18 protein-coding genes are annotated in these 16,292 nt (G+C 38.2%); 17 read left to right on the forward strand and 1 reads right to left on the reverse strand.

Annotated elements, in window-relative coordinates:
- Window position 1: 1 nt before the first annotated feature.
- The 10 genes from AC3WJG_RS17880 to AC3WJG_RS17925 all read left to right on the forward strand — a co-directional run bounded on the left by AC3WJG_RS17880 (window position 2) and on the right by AC3WJG_RS17925 (window position 7,703).
- Window positions 2-268: a glutaredoxin family protein gene (locus tag AC3WJG_RS17880; RefSeq protein WP_025752083.1), complete on the forward strand. Its 267-nt coding sequence runs from the start codon at window positions 2-4 to the stop codon at window positions 266-268.
- 73 nt (window positions 269-341) lie between these two features.
- Window positions 342-1,163 (forward strand): amino acid ABC transporter substrate-binding protein, encoded by an 822-nt coding sequence (locus AC3WJG_RS17885; protein WP_098249866.1) that lies wholly within the window; start codon window positions 342-344, stop codon window positions 1,161-1,163.
- A 74-nt stretch (window positions 1,164-1,237) separates the two neighbouring features.
- The gene (locus AC3WJG_RS17890) at window positions 1,238-1,936 is read left to right on the forward strand and encodes an amino acid ABC transporter permease (RefSeq protein WP_337134046.1); all 699 of its coding nucleotides are present in this window, start codon (window positions 1,238-1,240) and stop codon (window positions 1,934-1,936) included.
- Between the two features lie 27 nt (window positions 1,937-1,963).
- A complete protein-coding gene (locus AC3WJG_RS17895) occupies window positions 1,964-2,674 on the forward strand; it encodes an amino acid ABC transporter permease (protein ID WP_028408745.1) in 711 nt (236 codons plus the stop codon).
- Window positions 2,671-3,444 carry an amino acid ABC transporter ATP-binding protein gene (locus tag AC3WJG_RS17900; RefSeq protein WP_337134045.1) on the forward strand — a complete coding sequence of 258 codons (774 nt, stop codon included), beginning with the start codon at window positions 2,671-2,673 and terminating at the stop codon, window positions 3,442-3,444. The genes AC3WJG_RS17895 and AC3WJG_RS17900 overlap by 4 nt, the downstream gene beginning before the upstream one ends.
- 165 nt (window positions 3,445-3,609) lie before the next feature.
- Entirely contained in the window at window positions 3,610-4,332 is a 723-nt protein-coding gene (locus AC3WJG_RS17905; RefSeq protein WP_034275907.1) for a riboflavin kinase, read from the forward strand.
- Between the two features lies 1 nt (window position 4,333).
- On the forward strand, window positions 4,334-5,656 hold the full coding sequence (locus AC3WJG_RS17910; RefSeq protein ID WP_098249864.1) for an LLM class flavin-dependent oxidoreductase: 1,323 nt from the start codon (window positions 4,334-4,336) through the stop codon (window positions 5,654-5,656).
- Window positions 5,657-5,792: 136 nt separating this feature from the next.
- A complete protein-coding gene (locus AC3WJG_RS17915; protein ID WP_337134044.1) occupies window positions 5,793-6,329 on the forward strand; it encodes a hypothetical protein in 537 nt (178 codons plus the stop codon).
- A 96-nt stretch (window positions 6,330-6,425) separates the two neighbouring features.
- Complete coding sequence (locus tag AC3WJG_RS17920; RefSeq protein WP_337134043.1) at window positions 6,426-7,424, forward strand: N-acetylmuramoyl-L-alanine amidase family protein; 999 nt, start codon at window positions 6,426-6,428, stop codon at window positions 7,422-7,424.
- 99 nt (window positions 7,425-7,523) lie between these two features.
- Complete coding sequence (locus tag AC3WJG_RS17925) at window positions 7,524-7,703, forward strand: DUF8096 family protein (protein WP_025752091.1); 180 nt, start codon at window positions 7,524-7,526, stop codon at window positions 7,701-7,703.
- Window positions 7,704-7,759: 56 nt separating this feature from the next.
- Here AC3WJG_RS17925 and AC3WJG_RS17930 read toward each other — a convergent pair whose 3' ends face one another.
- On the reverse strand, window positions 7,760-8,140 hold the full coding sequence (locus AC3WJG_RS17930; RefSeq protein ID WP_028408740.1) for a plasmid mobilization protein: 381 nt from the start codon (window positions 8,138-8,140) through the stop codon (window positions 7,760-7,762).
- 472 nt (window positions 8,141-8,612) lie between these two features.
- Between AC3WJG_RS17930 and AC3WJG_RS17935 the strand changes: the two genes are divergently transcribed.
- The 7 genes from AC3WJG_RS17935 to AC3WJG_RS17965 all read left to right on the forward strand — a co-directional run bounded on the left by AC3WJG_RS17935 (window position 8,613) and on the right by AC3WJG_RS17965 (window position 16,278).
- Window positions 8,613-10,472, forward strand: coding sequence for an N-acetylmuramoyl-L-alanine amidase (locus tag AC3WJG_RS17935; protein ID WP_221840424.1), 1,860 nt, complete (start codon window positions 8,613-8,615; stop codon window positions 10,470-10,472).
- Window positions 10,473-10,712: 240 nt separating this feature from the next.
- The gene (locus AC3WJG_RS17940) at window positions 10,713-11,471 is read left to right on the forward strand and encodes a GntR family transcriptional regulator (RefSeq protein ID WP_098658466.1); all 759 of its coding nucleotides are present in this window, start codon (window positions 10,713-10,715) and stop codon (window positions 11,469-11,471) included.
- A 107-nt stretch (window positions 11,472-11,578) separates the two neighbouring features.
- The gene (gene xylB, locus AC3WJG_RS17945; RefSeq protein ID WP_337134042.1) at window positions 11,579-13,087 is read left to right on the forward strand and encodes a xylulokinase; all 1,509 of its coding nucleotides are present in this window, start codon (window positions 11,579-11,581) and stop codon (window positions 13,085-13,087) included.
- A gap of 22 nt (window positions 13,088-13,109) precedes the next feature.
- Window positions 13,110-13,694 (forward strand): glucose-6-phosphate isomerase family protein, encoded by a 585-nt coding sequence (locus tag AC3WJG_RS17950; RefSeq protein ID WP_098525138.1) that lies wholly within the window; start codon window positions 13,110-13,112, stop codon window positions 13,692-13,694.
- Window positions 13,695-13,713: 19 nt separating this feature from the next.
- Window positions 13,714-14,679 carry a phosphoglycerate dehydrogenase gene (locus AC3WJG_RS17955; RefSeq protein ID WP_098525137.1) on the forward strand — a complete coding sequence of 322 codons (966 nt, stop codon included), beginning with the start codon at window positions 13,714-13,716 and terminating at the stop codon, window positions 14,677-14,679.
- A complete protein-coding gene (locus AC3WJG_RS17960) occupies window positions 14,663-15,325 on the forward strand; it encodes a bifunctional 4-hydroxy-2-oxoglutarate aldolase/2-dehydro-3-deoxy-phosphogluconate aldolase (protein WP_098525136.1) in 663 nt (220 codons plus the stop codon). The genes AC3WJG_RS17955 and AC3WJG_RS17960 overlap by 17 nt, the downstream gene beginning before the upstream one ends.
- Complete coding sequence (locus AC3WJG_RS17965; protein WP_098525135.1) at window positions 15,325-16,278, forward strand: phosphotriesterase family protein; 954 nt, start codon at window positions 15,325-15,327, stop codon at window positions 16,276-16,278. Before AC3WJG_RS17960 ends, AC3WJG_RS17965 begins: the two co-directional genes overlap by 1 nt.
- Window positions 16,279-16,292: the final 14 nt, after the last annotated feature.

The raw sequence follows: 16,292 nt of genomic DNA on the forward strand, positions 1-16,292 counted from the left end.
CATGTCAGTAAAAATTTTATTATGGAATCGAAAAGGTTGTCATCATTGCGAGGAACTAAAAGCATATTTTCATGAGAAAGGATATCAATATGAAAGTATCGATGTAGAAGGAAGAGATTATTTGCGGGATTTGCTTGAAATTAAATACGGTATTCGCCATGTACCGGTCGTTGAAATTGGAGACGAGGGGCAGTTTAAAGGAGTAATTGAAAAAGATTATGAACAAATAGAAAAATTGATTGAAGACTATTCACCAATCGTTAAATAGCTGGAACATCTATTTTATTCATTCATTCATTAAAACAACAAATTATTTTGAGACATAGTGAGGGACAAAACACATGAAAAAACTACAGCTGACAGCTATCTTTTTATCACTTCTTTTATTACTAGCCGCTTGCGGAACACCAAATAAAGAAACAGCGGCTAACGCAAGCAAAGACAAAGTACAAAAAATTATTGTAGGAACGGGTACGCAATTTCCGAACATTTGCTTTCTTGACAATAAAGGAAATCTAACAGGGTATGACGTAGAGCTTGTTAAAGAAATAGACAAACGTCTTCCAAACTATAAGTTCGAATTTAAGACAATGGATTTTTCTAATTTACTTTTGAGCTTAGAATCGAACAAAATTGATTTAGTAGCCCATCAGATGGAAGTGAATGAAGAGAGAAAACAAAAGTTCCTTTTTAATAAAGAACCTTATAATATCTTTCCGCTGCATGTAGTTGTAAACGAAAAAAATACGTCTATTAAATCAATTAAAGATTTGAGCGGTAAAAAGGTAATTGTAGGAGCAACGAGTAATTCTGCTAACTTAATCGATAAGTATAACAAAGAACATGGAAATAAAATTAATATCGTCTATTCAGGCCAAGGATCTGATGACACAAAAACGCAGCTGAAAACAGGGCGTGCGGATGCCACGATTAGTACGCCGTTTGCAGTTGACTTTGTCAATAAACAAGCGGACGCAGAGCAAAAAGTTGTAGGGCCTGCTATTTCAAATTCAAAAGTATATTTTATGCTTCGTAAAAATGAAACAGGTTTACAAAAAGACGTTGATAAAGCGTTAAAAGAAATAAAAAAAGACGGAACATTGACAAAATTAAGTAAAAAATGGTTGGGAGAAGATTATACAAAAGCAGCTGGAAATAACTAAAGCACTTGCTGTGACCCAAGCCTTGAACTTGGGTCCTTTCGCTACCTGCAGAGGGAAACAAAGGAGAGAAAAAGATGGGAAAAGCATTTGATATAGAGCTGATTTTCACCTCTATTCCTCAATTATTATCTTATTTGCATATTACAATTTGGATTTTGATTGCTTCACTTGTGATTGGTAGTACCTTGGGATTGTTTATTGCCCTGCCTCGTATTTATAAAGTGCCGATGTTAAGCCAAATAGCAGCAGTTTATATTTCTTTTATGAGGGGAACTCCTATTTTAATTCAATTATTTTTAGTTTTTTATGGAATACCTGCCCTTTTACAATTGATTCATATTGACGTTTCAAGAATGGCTCCGCTTGTATTTGTTATTATCACGTATTCACTGAGCACGGCGGCGTCTTTTTCTGAAATGATGCGCGGTGCCATTAATAGTGTAGATAAAGGGCAAACCGAAGCAGCTTATAGTATAGGAATGACGGGAAAACAAACGTTCACTCGAATTGTGCTGCCGCAAGCTCTCGTTGTAGCCTTTCCTAACTTTGGAAATCTTGTGATTGGGTCCTTAAAAGATACGTCTTTAGCCTTTACCATTGGTGTGATGGATATGATGGGAAGAGGAGATACCATTATCGCTGCAACGGCTCATGCAGTGGAGGTATATATCGCACTTGCCATTATTTATTATTTGGTAGCGATTATATTAGAGAAATTTTTTGTGAAATCAGAACAGAAGCTGCAAAAACATGATCAGCCTGTTCATGTATAAAACGAGCTTACTAAAAGAGGTGTAAACATGATTATTGATGTACCGTTTATATGGACAGCATTTGTAGAAATTTTAAAGGCATTACCTTTAACGCTCCTTATTACCATCGGTCCGTTACTAGGCGGGTTGCTTATTGGCATTGCTGTTGCGGCTGTGAGAATCAATTCAGTAAAAATAATAACGCCAATTGCCAACGTATACGTATCATTTTTCCGAGGAACGCCTGCTATTCTTCATATTATGGTTATTTACCTAGGGTTCCCGCTATTTATTAATAAACTATCGAGTTACTATGGATGGAGCTTCAATGCAAACAGCATTCCTATTGTCGTATTTGTATTAATCGCTTTGTCTTTTACAGCGGGAGCTTATATGTCAGAGATTATTCGCTCTGGTTTGTTAGCTGTAGAAAAAGGACAAATTGAGGCTGCGTATGCCATTGGGATGAATCGTTTTCAATCAATGAAACGAATTGTTTTTCCACAGGCGTTTGCTTTGTCTTTACCGAATTTATGTAATATCTTCATCGGCTTTTTGCATACGTCTTCTATCGCATTCATCGTATCGCAAAAAGAGCTAAACGGTGCTGCTAATATCGTAGCTTCGAACAATCTCAAGTTTTTAGAAGCCTATATTGCTGCTGCTCTTATTTATTGGATGCTGACGATGTTAATAGAAGGGATAACAGCGCTGCTTGAACGAAAATTAACGGTTTATAATCGAGGAGGGGTTGTATGATTGCATTAACAAATATCAAAAAAACATTTGGTGATAATACAGTATTGGACGGTATTGATTTAATTGTTAAAAAAGGCGACGTTGTGACCATTTTAGGACCGAGTGGTTCTGGAAAGACTACGTTTTTGCGCTGCATTAATTTCTTAGAAAAAGCAGATGAAGGAGAAGTTTCGATTGATCAATTTACGGTTCAGTGCCAAAAGCCAAACCGCAAAGACATTTTAACTCTTCGACAAAAAACAACGATGGTTTTTCAGCAGTACAATTTGTTCAAACACAAAACCGTTATTGAAAATATTATGGAGGGGCTAGTTATTGTTCAAAAGCTGCCAAAGGAAGAAGCGAAACAACGCAGTTTAGACGTCCTTGAAAAAGTTGGGCTTGCTGAAAAAGCAAATGCTTATCCAAGTCAGTTATCAGGAGGTCAACAGCAGCGAGTGGGCATTGCTAGAGCGCTTGCTTTAAACCCTGAAGTCATTTTATTTGATGAGCCAACGTCTGCTTTGGACCCTGAACTGGTGGGTGAAGTACTGTCTGTTATCCGTAAAATTGCTAAAGAAGGAATTACAATGATCATTGTTACGCACGAAATGAGTTTTGCCCGTGAAGTTTCTAATCACGTGGTATTTATGGACGGAGGAAAGATTGTCGAACAAGGTCATCCTGAAGACATATTTTTAAACCCAAAAGAAGATCGAACAAAGCAATTTTTTAAGCGTATTAACCCAACGCATTCTCCTTACTCTTATATTTATGAAAAAACAATCTAATATTTTAATTGAAAACCAACTTGACTCATAGGAATAATAAGTATATGATAAAATCATCAAATTAAACAAACCGACTAGATCACTAGAGGTTCTTTGCACAATGTGTGACATTGTGCAAAGAACCTTTTATTTTTTACTAGACTTAAGGGAAGAAGGGTGAACGTAGTGAATAGAGGAGCATTAAAAGCTAAAACAAGCAAAAAACTTATTATAAAAGGGCAGGTTGTACCTGGAAGGCAGCAAGGAAGACACTTAGGGTTTCCAACAGCTAATATAGATACTCAGCATGAGGAATTAAAAAATGGCGTGTATGGTGTCCTCGTTCATCTGCGGGGACTTGAACATATAGGAGTTATGAATGTAGGGGTTAAGCCGACATTTGGATCGGAACTATCTAAAACATTTGAGGTTCATATTCTGGATTTTAACGACGTTATTTATGGAGAGACAGTTCAATGCGACGTGATCTTTCGGGTGCGAGGAGAGAAAAAATTTCCTTCTATTGAATTTTTAAAGCATCAAATTAAAGCTGATACGCTACAAGCAAAGCAAAGATTTCAACATATGGGCTATGTATCTAGTGAACATACAGCTTCCAAGCTAGGGCAAGCGCGGTATTTAAATCTGCCTGATCTCCAGTTTTTTAATTGGTGCCACAGTCAATTCAGAGTCAATAAAGGGATTTACAATACAATTGATCAATGGTTTTATGACGAAGGAATTGAAAATATTCACCCTAGAAGAGTTCACGTTATCGCTTTTTTGCAATTTGCACAAGAAGGAAATGGAAGAAAGACAGAAAAAGAAGGAGTCCTTCGCTTTGGAGCAGGTGGTTTAACCAATCAATTACGAGAATTTATGAATGGGTATGAAAAAGGAGAATGGTAATATGACACATCAAAGACAATTAAAGCTAGGGGCTATTATTCATGGAGTTGGAGGAAATATGGGGGCGTGGAGACACCCTGAAATTTTGTCAGATGCCAGCGTTAATTTCGGTTTTTACAAGCAGCAGGCTCAAAAAGCGGAAGAAGGAAAATTTGATTTATTATTCATTGCCGATGGGTTATATATCAATGAAAAATCGCTTCCGCATTTTTTGAATCGTTTTGAACCTCTTACTATTCTATCAGCACTTGCTTCTGTCACTTCTCATATTGGTTTAGTCGGCACTCTATCGACTTCGTATAGCGAGCCGTTTACGGTGGCTAGACAATTCGCTTCACTTGATCATATTAGCAGCGGCCGAGCGGGATGGAATGTTGTCACGTCTCCATTAGAAGGATCTGCGCTTAACTATGGAAAAGAGCACCCCACTCATGACAAACGCTACAGAATAGCTGAAGAGTTTCTAGAAGTAACAAAGGGATTATGGGATTCTTGGGAAGATGATGCATTTATTCGAAATAAAGAAACCGGACAATTTTTTGAGGAGAAAAAGCTACACCGATTACATCATAAAGGCGAATTTTTCTCTGTAGAAGGTCCGTTAAACATTGGGCGCTCAGCTCAGGGGCAGCCCGTAGTGTTTCAAGCAGGATCTTCTGAAAGCGGAAAAGATTTAGCAGCAAAAACGGCTGACGCAGTGTTTACGGGACAAGACAATTTAGAAGAAGCAAAAGCTTTTTACCAAGATGTAAAATCGAGAGCCGCAGCGCAAGGACGCAATGAAAACGAACTTCTAATTTTTCCGGGAATTGGTCCTATAATTGGTAGTACAAACGAAGAAGCCGAAAGAAAATATGAAGAACTTTCTCAATTGGTGACAATTGAACATGCGCTAAACTACTTAGGACGCTTTTTCGATCATTTTGATTTTTCACAGTTTCCATTAGATGATGCATTTCCTGACTTAGGAGATATAGGAAGTAATAGTTTCCGCAGTACAACTGACAAAATTAAAGAAAACGCCAAAAAATATAAGTGGACACTGCGAGAAGCAGCGCTGCGAATTGCTACACCTAAAACACAATTTATTGGGACGCCAGAGCATATCGCTAATTTGATGGAACAGTGGTTTGAAGAAAAAGGAGCTGACGGCTTTATTATTCATTCAAGCGTTCCGCATGGCTTAGATGACTTTGTTGAACACGTTGTACCGATACTGCAAGAAAGAGGCTTGTATCGTACAGAATACGAAGGGAATACGTTAAGAAGTAACTTGCAGTTGAATGTTCCTAAAAATCGCTACACACAGGTGAAAGTTAATTGAAGTGGATTCAAAGAGACTCGAAGGAGTCTCTTTTTTTAATATTTTTAATATTAAAAATATGGTAAAATTCTTTTTGTAGGTTATTCGTTTCAGTTCATAAGGCCTAAAGGGTTTTGAATACCCGGAAAGGAGTCAAATGGAAAAAAGACATAAAAGTAAGAAGAAGCGTATGATCATTTCGATATCTTTATCCGTTTTTTTAGTCGGGGGAGGAGCGACAGGGTGGATATTGTACCAAAACGGAAAAATTCCTTTTTTATCACAGCAAAGTATACAGGCAAGCGCCATTAAAGTGGATCAACAAAAAGTTAATAAACTGGAAAGCAGCGATCAGCAGGCAAAAGACTTTATTGCTGAACATCATGACGTACTAAATGATTTGACGGGGTGGAGTGCCATTGAGCATCCAGACTGGTCTGCAGTACAAGAAGAAGCCACAGCCATTAACAATACGATTGGCACGATTGAAGTAAAAGATTCTGTTTTAAAGAAAGACTTTCAGCATATGGAGAAGCTCGCTGTACAGCTAGAGCAGACGAAAGATCAAGCACTGTTAAAAGAACTTCATCGTTATTTTCATGACTTAGATGTTGTGATCAATGAAGACGATGGATCAAATACATATTTTGATGTTACTAGCTATGGTAAATCAGTTGTAAAGACTTCTAAATGAGCTATAGCAAAAAGCTTTATACATAAAAGTAGTTTTGTATAACAAACGTCTTCGCTTATTCATGCATATGCTACGGATAAGGAGGAGACAGGTTATATGAAAAAAATTTATTTAGATGCAGGTCACGGAGGGGCAGATCTAGGGGCTGTCGCCAGCGGGTTATATGAAAAAGACTTAGTGTTAGCTGTTCAACAGTACATCATCTCTTTTCTTTCTACTCACTATCAAGGATTTTCTCTTTGTACAACACGTACAACCGATGTGTTTTTGTCATTAAATGAACGGGTCAACAAAGCCAATGCGTGGGGTGCTGATGTATACTTATCTATTCATATAAATTCGGGTGGCGAAACGGGATATGAAGATTTTATTTATAGCAAAAATATAAATAACCAAACCATTGTGTTACGAAACGATATTCACGATCATGTGAAATTTGTTCTTACTAAATACAATCACTTTAACCGAGGCAGGAAATTGGCTAATCATAGTGTGTTAAGACGTTCCTATATGCCGTCTGTACTAACTGAAATCGGGTTTATTGATACAGAACATGATGCAAAGCTCTTAAAAAATCCTCAATTTCTAAAAGATATGGGGGTGGCATATGCAAAAGGGGTTGCGCAGTTTTTAAACCTGGAGTCTAAATCTACAAATCCTGTGGGAGATTCTGACGAGGAAGGTTTTCCAAAGCCTACTTTTTTATATAAACCTTTATGGATAAAAACAACCGAGGATACGGAGACGTATAAGGATGCAAATATGTCGGAGAGAACAGGTTATTTAAAAAAGAATACCTTCTTTCAAGTTTATGGTGAAACGCGTGCAGCCTGGATGATGGATGGACAATATTTTATTGGAAAAAAAGATACAATCATTGAAGGAGAAACCATCACAACTGCGGAATTAACAAAAGAGAATATGGAAACATTAAAAGTGTTTGTGACAAAAGAGAAATTAGAAACAGCTGTAACCTTTTCCAAAGAAGGAGCTGCGGTAGCCATCATTACCCTTCGCGATAAAAAAATACTGAATGTAAAAGCATTTTTAGATAGAGAAAATTGGTGGTACAAAGCTGAACGGATAACAAAATAGTGAAAAAACCTTCTTGTTTTTTGAAGCTTTTACCCTAGTAATTTTACTTATTTTTGATAGAATATAAAGAGCTGAATCGTAAAGATGCATAAAGGTGTGATGGAAATGGAAGAGCAACAAGAAGCGATTGATTTAACAAAAGTATATGTATATGAGGAGTTTCCGGATAAAGTTGCAGGCAGATGCGATAACTGTGGACATGTGAAATTTAAAAGCTTAGTAAAAGACTTTATTTTTATCCGTACATGCGCAAAGTGCGGCATGAAAAAAAGCATTTAAATCCCTACTTCTTTATAAAAAACGCTCTTTTCTGAAATGAAAAGAGCGTTTTTTCTCTATTTAACGTATAAATGATCGCTAAGCTGCTCTGAAATAGTCTCTACATCTTCTTGTACATGTTTTTGTTTTTTCATCATTTCTAATAGGATGTCTTCAAGGTTCTGTGAATGGTTTTGCTTATCTTTTGGTTTATGTAAGTACTTTGCAATTTGATGCATATTATTGCTTAGCCGGCTTAGTTCAGACTCAATTTTTCGCAGGTTAACCAATAGTTCCACACCTGCTTCTTTGCCGATTAAAGGAGGCTTAACTTTTCCATCCATAATAAATTTTCGAATGAGAGACGTTCGTTTTAAATTATAGTGTTCAATAAGTTCCTCTAATTTTTCTTTTTCTTCTTCATTCAACTTAATTGCTGGAATGCTGTGTCCTCTCATAAGGTATCTCCTTTCAAGAGCAGTTCTTGCTGCGTTCAATCATATGTAAACATTCTCTTGTCTTTAATAATAGCAACCTTTTCCATGGTTAACTATGGTGAAAAGTTACTAAAATGTCGAACGTACAGTCTGTTAAAAAACTGGTAAATTAAGAAATTTGGTTTAGTAATAGTTTAATTATAGAAGGAATGTCATTATATACAATATTGCTACTTTATTAAAAAGGCAGCAAAAGGGATGAATGGACCGCTGTTGTACTCAACCATTTTTGAGAGCGCAGCTTTAAAGAAGAGGGATGATTTTTATAATTTTTTCCTCGTACCACATCTTTCCTCCTAGTAACTCTGTCGAATCTTCTAGACTATTGTCTCAAGGGAATAGAAAGAAAGAAGACGAAATGGTTGAGAACGAGGTAAAGTCATATTATGTCTTTATTGACCTCATTTACATACTTTACGGGGGAGGAATACGTTTGAAACTAAAAATAAGATTAAAACTAAATAAGATAGGGGTAGCCATGCTTACGGCTGGTGTCATATGTACAGCTTATATGCCCCTTCATATGCTGCAAAAGCCTGTAGTCGCTTTGGCTGCAGAGAATCAGTCAGATTCTTTGGAGCGAGCATTTGCACAAGCATCTAAAGAATTTGGTGTGCCAGCTTCGCTTTTAAAAGCAATTTCCTACAACAAGTCGCGCTGGGAAAATCATAACGGAGAACCCAGTGCAGCCGGGGGATACGGTCTTATGCATTTAACAGACATCCCTTCTTTAGAAGATGGAAAAGGAAACGGAGCTTCGCCTTCAAAACCAGCATATGATAAACAGCAAACGCTCACCTTAGCTGCTAAGCTGCTTAAGTCCGATAAAGAAAGATTAAAAAAAGATCCTGTGCAAAATATTCGCGGTGGCGCTGCTGTGCTGGCTTTTATTGCAAAAGACAAAAACGGAAATGTACCGTCCACTGATCAAAAATGGTACGAAGCAGTCGCAGCTTACAGTTCTTCTCAGGATAAAGAAAACGCTCAAGTATTTGCCGATGATGTATATGAAACGTTGGAAAAAGGAGCAGAGCATACAACGTCAGACGGACAGCATCTTAAAATTTCCCCTCAAAATATAGATATGTCGATTCCTCATGCTGAAAATACCAATACGAATAAAGCGGATTGTCCGGCATCTTTAAAATGTGAATACATCCCTGCTTTTTACGGGAAATTCAGCGAAAGTCCTTCAGATTATGGAAACTATGATATTGCAAATCGCCAAAAATCAGATGTTCGCTATATTGTTATTCATGATACAGAAGTAAGTTATGATGGAACGATTGATTTGTTTGCTAACCCTAATAGAGCCGCTGCAAACTATGTAATCCGTTCAAGTGATGGTCACATCGCACAGATGATTAATAACAAAGACGTAGCATGGCATGCAGGAAACTGGTATTTTAATACACACAGTATTGGAATCGAGCATGAAGGGTTTGCGCTTGAAGGATCCACGTGGTTTACGGAAGAAATGTACCGTTCTTCGGCAAGACTCGTACGCCACCTTGCCAAAGAATATAATATTCCGTTAGACCGAGCTCATATTATTGGTCATGATGAGGTGCCGGGTTTGTCTCCTAAAGCTCAATCAGGTATGCACTCAGATCCTGGGCCGTTTTGGGATTGGGGGCACTACATGGATTTAGTAGGAAGCCCAGTCGAGCGCCAGCATACAAACAAACTAGCCGTTACGATTAATCCAGTCTTTCAAAACAATCAGCCAGAAGTATCAGATGCACCAAAGCAGCCGGCCAACTTTGTGTATTTGCATCAAGCTCCCAGCAATGATTCACCGCTACTGAATGAGCCTGCAGCTTCAGGGCCTGGAACGAAACAAACGTTAGACTGGGGAAGCAAAGCTGTAACTGGCCAAACGTATGCAGTAGCTGAGACAAAAGGAGAATGGACAGCGATTTGGTACGGAGGGCAAAAAGCGTGGTTTTATAATCCCCATCATAAAAATACAAGTAAAGGTACAGGCATATTATTAACGCCAAAACCAGGAAAAGAAAGCATTCAAGTGTACGGAGGAGCTTTCCCGGAAGCTTCAGCCTATCCTTCTAATATACCGGTTAAAGGCATGGTCCCGCTTCAGTATACAATCTCTCCGGAGCAGGTGTACGTGGGGGTAGAAAAAGTAAGGAGTGACTATTACTATGCCCCAACTTTTACAACAAACCCAAACGATCACAAAATGATTGTTGGAAAAGACGAATATTATCAAATTTATTTTAATCACCGCTATGCGTTTGTGAAAGCGTCGGATGTAGAGGTTAAAAGACAATAGAATAGAGTGTTAAATGAAAAGGAAGAGACAGGGTGTGTTCAAACGGTAGGTCTCTTTCTTTTTTTAATAAAATGTTATAAAAAATTCAGAATTTTATTGACAGCATTTCCTTATAGTGATTTAATAAGATTATTCAACTGGTAATTACATCATTATGAGTTGTAAGTGTAAATAAAATTTATTTTTTAATTCATTTGTCTTACAATGGAGAAAAGAAATAAATTTTAGAAGAGGTGCATTGTGATAGACAATACGAATAAAATAGTGGTAGAAAAAAATAGACCTTTGCCTCTATACTTTCAGCTGAAAGAAGTACTTAAAGAAAAAATTGAAAAAGGAATTTATAAGCCGGATGAATTAATTCCTTCTGAACGAGAACTAATTGATACTTATGGGATAAGTAGAACACCTGTAAGGCAGGCTTTAAATGAACTGGTGGCTGAAGGTTTTTTGAGAAGAGAGCACGGTAGAGGAACCTTCGTTGCACCAAAGAAGATTGACCAAATGTTTTTGGAAAGTTTGAGTAGTTTTGGAGATGAAATGGAGCGTAAAGGACTTTCCTTTGACACAAAAGTGTTAAATAAAGAGATTGTTGAAAAAACGTCCACTCTTCAAGAGATTTTTGGAGATAAATATCAGTTCTTTTACCGAATTGATCGACTAAGGTATATTGAAGAAGATCCATACGTCCTTGTAACGACCTATATTCCAGCATCTCTTGCATCGGGTCTGCTTGATGAAGATTTAGAGGTTCAGTCTTTGTACAAGACGCTTGAATCAAAATATGGATTTCATATCAGTCATGCTAAGCGTGTAATAGAGGCTGTTAATGCTACGAGTGAGGACGCTGGCGCTTTAAATATTCCTCCGATGTCTGCTGTTCAAATTACAAAAACAACGGCGTTTCAAAAAGATTCTCAGCCTTTTGAGTATTCTATAGGGCGTTACCGTGGAGATTTAAACAAGTTTACAGTAGAGGTAAAATACGAAAGAATATAAGAAAGCTGAACGAGTTTTTTAACTTGTTCATTTCTCTGCGCTAACTGGTAATTACATCATTACAAGATGATAGATTTAGTCTATGAGCGATTGAAGGAGGGATGGGTATGAGTAATGGATATATTATTGCTCATGATATCGGAACAACGGGAAATAAAGCAACCTTATATAAGACTGACGGAACGTTGGTTAACAGTACGCTCCATAAATATAAAACCTTCTATCCTAAAGCTGGATGGGCTGAACAAAATCCATCAGACTGGTGGGAAGCCGTTTGTGAAACAACAAAAATTTTGCTTGAGCAAAGTGGAGTGAAACGCGAAGAAATTTCCGCTGTGAGTTTCAGCGGGCAAATGCTCGGCTGCTTGCTTGTAGATCGAGAGGGAACCCCTCTTGGTAATTCCATTATATGGGCAGATATGCGGGCGGCCGATCAGGCTCGGCGGTTTGAGAATGAAATAGGTATGAAAAATGTTTATGAAATCACAGGACATCGCATTAGCTCATCATATTCTGGAGCAAAGATTAAATGGGTCAAGGAAAATGAGCCGGAACGCTTTAAAAAAGCATATAAAATCTTACAAGCGAAAGATTACCTTATTTATAAACTAACAGGTATATTTGCAACCGATTATTCAGATGCATGCGGAACTAACTGTTTTGATTTAATAAATAAAGTATGGTCTCGTGACATTTTAAATACATGGAAAATTGAGCCGGAGCTTTTTCCAGATTTGTATGCTTCTACTGATGTAGTAGGGTCAGTAACAGCTAAGGCAGCAGCCGAAACAGGCTTACTTCAAGGAACTCCTGTTGTAATAGGGGGAGGCGATGGAGTTTGTGCAGCTGCCGGCGTGGGCGTTATGGATGAAGGAGAAGCTTTTAATTACATTGGCTCTTCTTCATGGATTGCAACGGCATCAAACAAGCCTATTTTCGATCCTGAAATGAAAACGTATACATGGGTTCACCTTGATTCTACTAAATATTCTCCTAATGGAACAATGCAGTGCGGTGGGGGATCTATGCAATGGATTACAGAGTTACTTTATCAAAATTCCAACAAAAGCTATGAACTTATGAATAGTGAAGCCGAACAATCGCCCCCTACGTCAAAAGGGCTAATTTATTTACCTTACTTAATGGGAGAACGCTCACCGAGATGGAATCCGGATGCTAGGGGAGCTTTTGCTGGTTTGTCCATTACTCATACAAGAGGAGACATTGCCCGTTCCGTCATGGAAGGAGTGGCATATAACTTGAAAATTGTACTTGATACTTTTCAAAAAGAAGGAGCACCAATTGACCGGATGTGGGTATTAGGCGGCGGAGCAAAAAGCACTTTATGGCGTCAAATTCTAGCAGATATTTACGGGCTTGATGTGTATGTGCCTAACTATTTAGATGAAGCCACATCTATGGGGGCAGCGATGGCTGGAGCCGTTGGAGTAGGGGTAGTGGATAATTTTAAAGAGGCTAAAAAATGGGTGAAGAGAGTAGGTATTCACCATCCGCAGCCAGATATTCAAGAACAGTATCAAGAGTTTTTTTCGGTATTTAATGAAACGTATGAACAGCTAAAACCAGTTTACCAAAAGCTAAAAGTTTTTAATTGAAAATAGAGGAGATGCATGATAAATGAGTACATTATTTCAACCTTTTGCTACACAATTAGATTTTGAAACAGGTAAATTAAATCCAGAAGGAAAAGTCATTATTCGACATTTATCGGATATGAAAGGCATGTACTTAGACGAGGGAGAATTTGAAAATCAACTTAAGAAAAATCCGCTTATTTACGAGGTTTATAATGTAGTAGTTCCAGAGACAATGCCTCACATTCAGCATTGCGTAACTATTTTGCATCCAGGCAAAGTAGGAAAAGAGTATTTTATGACCAAGGGACATTATCACGAAGTATTAGATAGGGCTGAAATTTATTTTTGCCTTAAAGGAAAAGGTGAGCTGCTAATGCAAACAAAAGACGGAGAGTTTTCTAGCCTAGAAATGGTGCCGGGAACAGTAGCATATGTGGCACCAGAATGGGCTCACCGCACTGTTAATACGGGGGAAGAACCTTTTGTGTTTTTTGCAGCTTACCCCGGAGATGCAGGCCATGATTACGGAGGTATTGAGACAGAAGGATTTGTAAAAGCGTTAGTTGAACAAAACGACAAGCCAACATATATTGAAAACCCTCGCTATATACAAGCGGTAAAATAACAAAAAAGGAGAAAACCAAATGTTTAAAGTATTAATTACCCCTCGGTCATATGGGATGTTTACAGAAGACATTATGAATAAATGGCGCGAAGAGGAGTTTGAGGTTATAAGGGAGGTCGGCCCTATTTCTGAATCTAGGTTTATAGAGCTCATACAAGATGTACAAGCATTAATCATAGGAACTGACCATCTTAGCAAAGAAGTTTTAAACCATGCTTCGGAGCTTAAAATTATAGCAAAATACGGAGCAGGTACTGATAATATTCCTAAAGAATATGCAACGCAAAAAGGAATTGTGGTCGTGAATACTCCCGGTGTGAATCATGAAGCTGTTGCAGACTACGCGTTTGGTTTAATGCTGTCTGTAGCCAGACAAATTTCACTATCTTCCCAAAGGCTCAGAAAAGGACAGTGGACAAAAAACGTAGGGGTTGAACTTTATGGGAAAACGCTAGGTATTTTAGGGTTCGGTGCAATAGGAAAGGCTGTTGCCCGCCGTGCTAAAGGATTTCAAATGGACATACTCGTTTATGACGTTTTTCAAGATGAGCAGGCAGCTGCTGAATATGGTGCAACCTACGTCCACATAAATGAATTGTTAAAAAAAAGCGATGTTGTATCTGTTCATATGCCTCTTGTGCCTGAAACAACCAACCTTCTAAACTATCAAATGATGAAGAAGATGAAGAAAGAGGCAATTCTCATTAATACCGCAAGAGGCGGAATCATAAATGAAACTGATCTTTTTCATATTTTAAAAGAAGAAAAAATACTAGGAGCGGGCATTGATGTATTTTCCGTTGAGCCTCCTACAGATTCTCCTTTGCTAGAGTTAGATAATGCTGTTTTAACCCCTCATAATGCAGCGGCCAGTAAAGAGGCAATCGAGCGTATGACATTGCAGTCAACGCATAGCGTAATTAAATTCTTTCAGCGAGAAATTTCAAAAGGGCAAGGAGGGAACCAGCATGTCACGCAAACGTGAAGTTATGAATGGTATTTGTAAAAGTAGTGTTGTGGCAGTTTTACGAGGTACAGAAGCGGAAGTGTTAACGACAGCTAGAGCTGCAATTGATGGCGGAATACAGGCAATCGAACTAACGATGACGGTTCCAAATGCAATTGATGTATTACGTCAATTAAAAAGTGAATGTGCCTCTCAGTCCGTTTACATAGGAATGGGGACCGTCATGGATGTTCATTCGGCGGTTAGTGCCCTTCAAGCAGGAGCAGATTTTGTTGTGACTCCTCACTTGGACATGGACATTATTACGGTAAGCCATCAATATCAAACTCTTGTTATGCCCGGAACTTTTACAATGACAGAAATGGTTACTGCGCTTAAAGCAGGGTGCGAAATCCTTAAATTATTCCCAGCAGACTTAGCAGGAACGGCTCATATTAAAAATGTAAAAGGGCCTTTGCCTCAAGCTAATATTATGCCTACTGGAGGCGTTAACGAAACAAATATTGAGCACTGGATTCAAGCGGGAGCAATCGCTGTAGGAGTAGGATCTAATTTAACAAAAGCAGGTGGGGATTCGCTTGATTCCCAAAAAATTCGTGAATATGCCTCTTTGTTGATGCGTAAAGCGCAGCAGGCTAAATTGACGCTTAGCGGTATTAGATAATGAAAAATTCACGTCGTATACAAACTGTTTTAGGCTTTGTGGATTCAAACGAAATTGTACATGTTCAACCGCATGAGCACCTTATGCTTGAAAAAGGTTATGCAGCGAGTACTAATTCAGATTTATGCATTGATAATGTCGATGTTACAGTAAGTGAAGTAAAGAAACTGCCTGCGCGCTCTCTTGTAGTGGACGCACAGCCGATCGGCGCGGGGCGCATAGCAATGGACCTGATACGAGTCTCTAAACGAACGGGTGTTCATATTGTTGCTTCGACAGGATTTCATAAATCCATGTTCTATTGGCGAGATCATTGGATCCATAATGAATCAGCAGAAATCCTTACAGCGCTTTTTGTTTCTGAAATCCAAAAAGGAATGTATGTAGGTAATGGAATAGAGAGGCCTACTAAAAAAGTTGATGCAAAGGCAGGGCTAATTAAAACTGCCGTCGATAAAAAGGGGTTAACTCCCTATTATCAAATGAAGTTTGAGGCAGCTGCCGAAGCGTCGCTTTTAACAAACGTCCCAATTATGGTTCATATTGAAAAAGAATCCGATCCGTTTGAAATTATTCAATTTTTGACGGATAAACAGGTAGCAGCTAAAAAAATAATTCTTTGTCATCTCGATCGTACTCATCATGACTACGGGTTGCATAAAGAAGTAGCGGCAACGGGTGTCTACCTTGAGTACGATACGATTGGACGCTTTAAATATCACAGCGACGATAAAGAAATTGAGTTAATTCACCACATGTTGAATAGTGGCTTTCAAGAATCTCTTTTAATTAGCCTCGATACAACCAGAGCGAGGCTGCAAGCATATGGGGGAGAAATAGGAATTGATTACTTAACTAAAACCTTTATTCCAAAGTTGAAAGTAAGTGGGATTTCAGATAAAACCATTAGTACCTTAGTTCTGGATAATCCGCTCGCAGCTTTAAGCGTTTAGAAAAATCAAGGAGG

The sequence above is a fragment of the Priestia sp. FW507-14D1A genome (assembly GCF_058781295.1).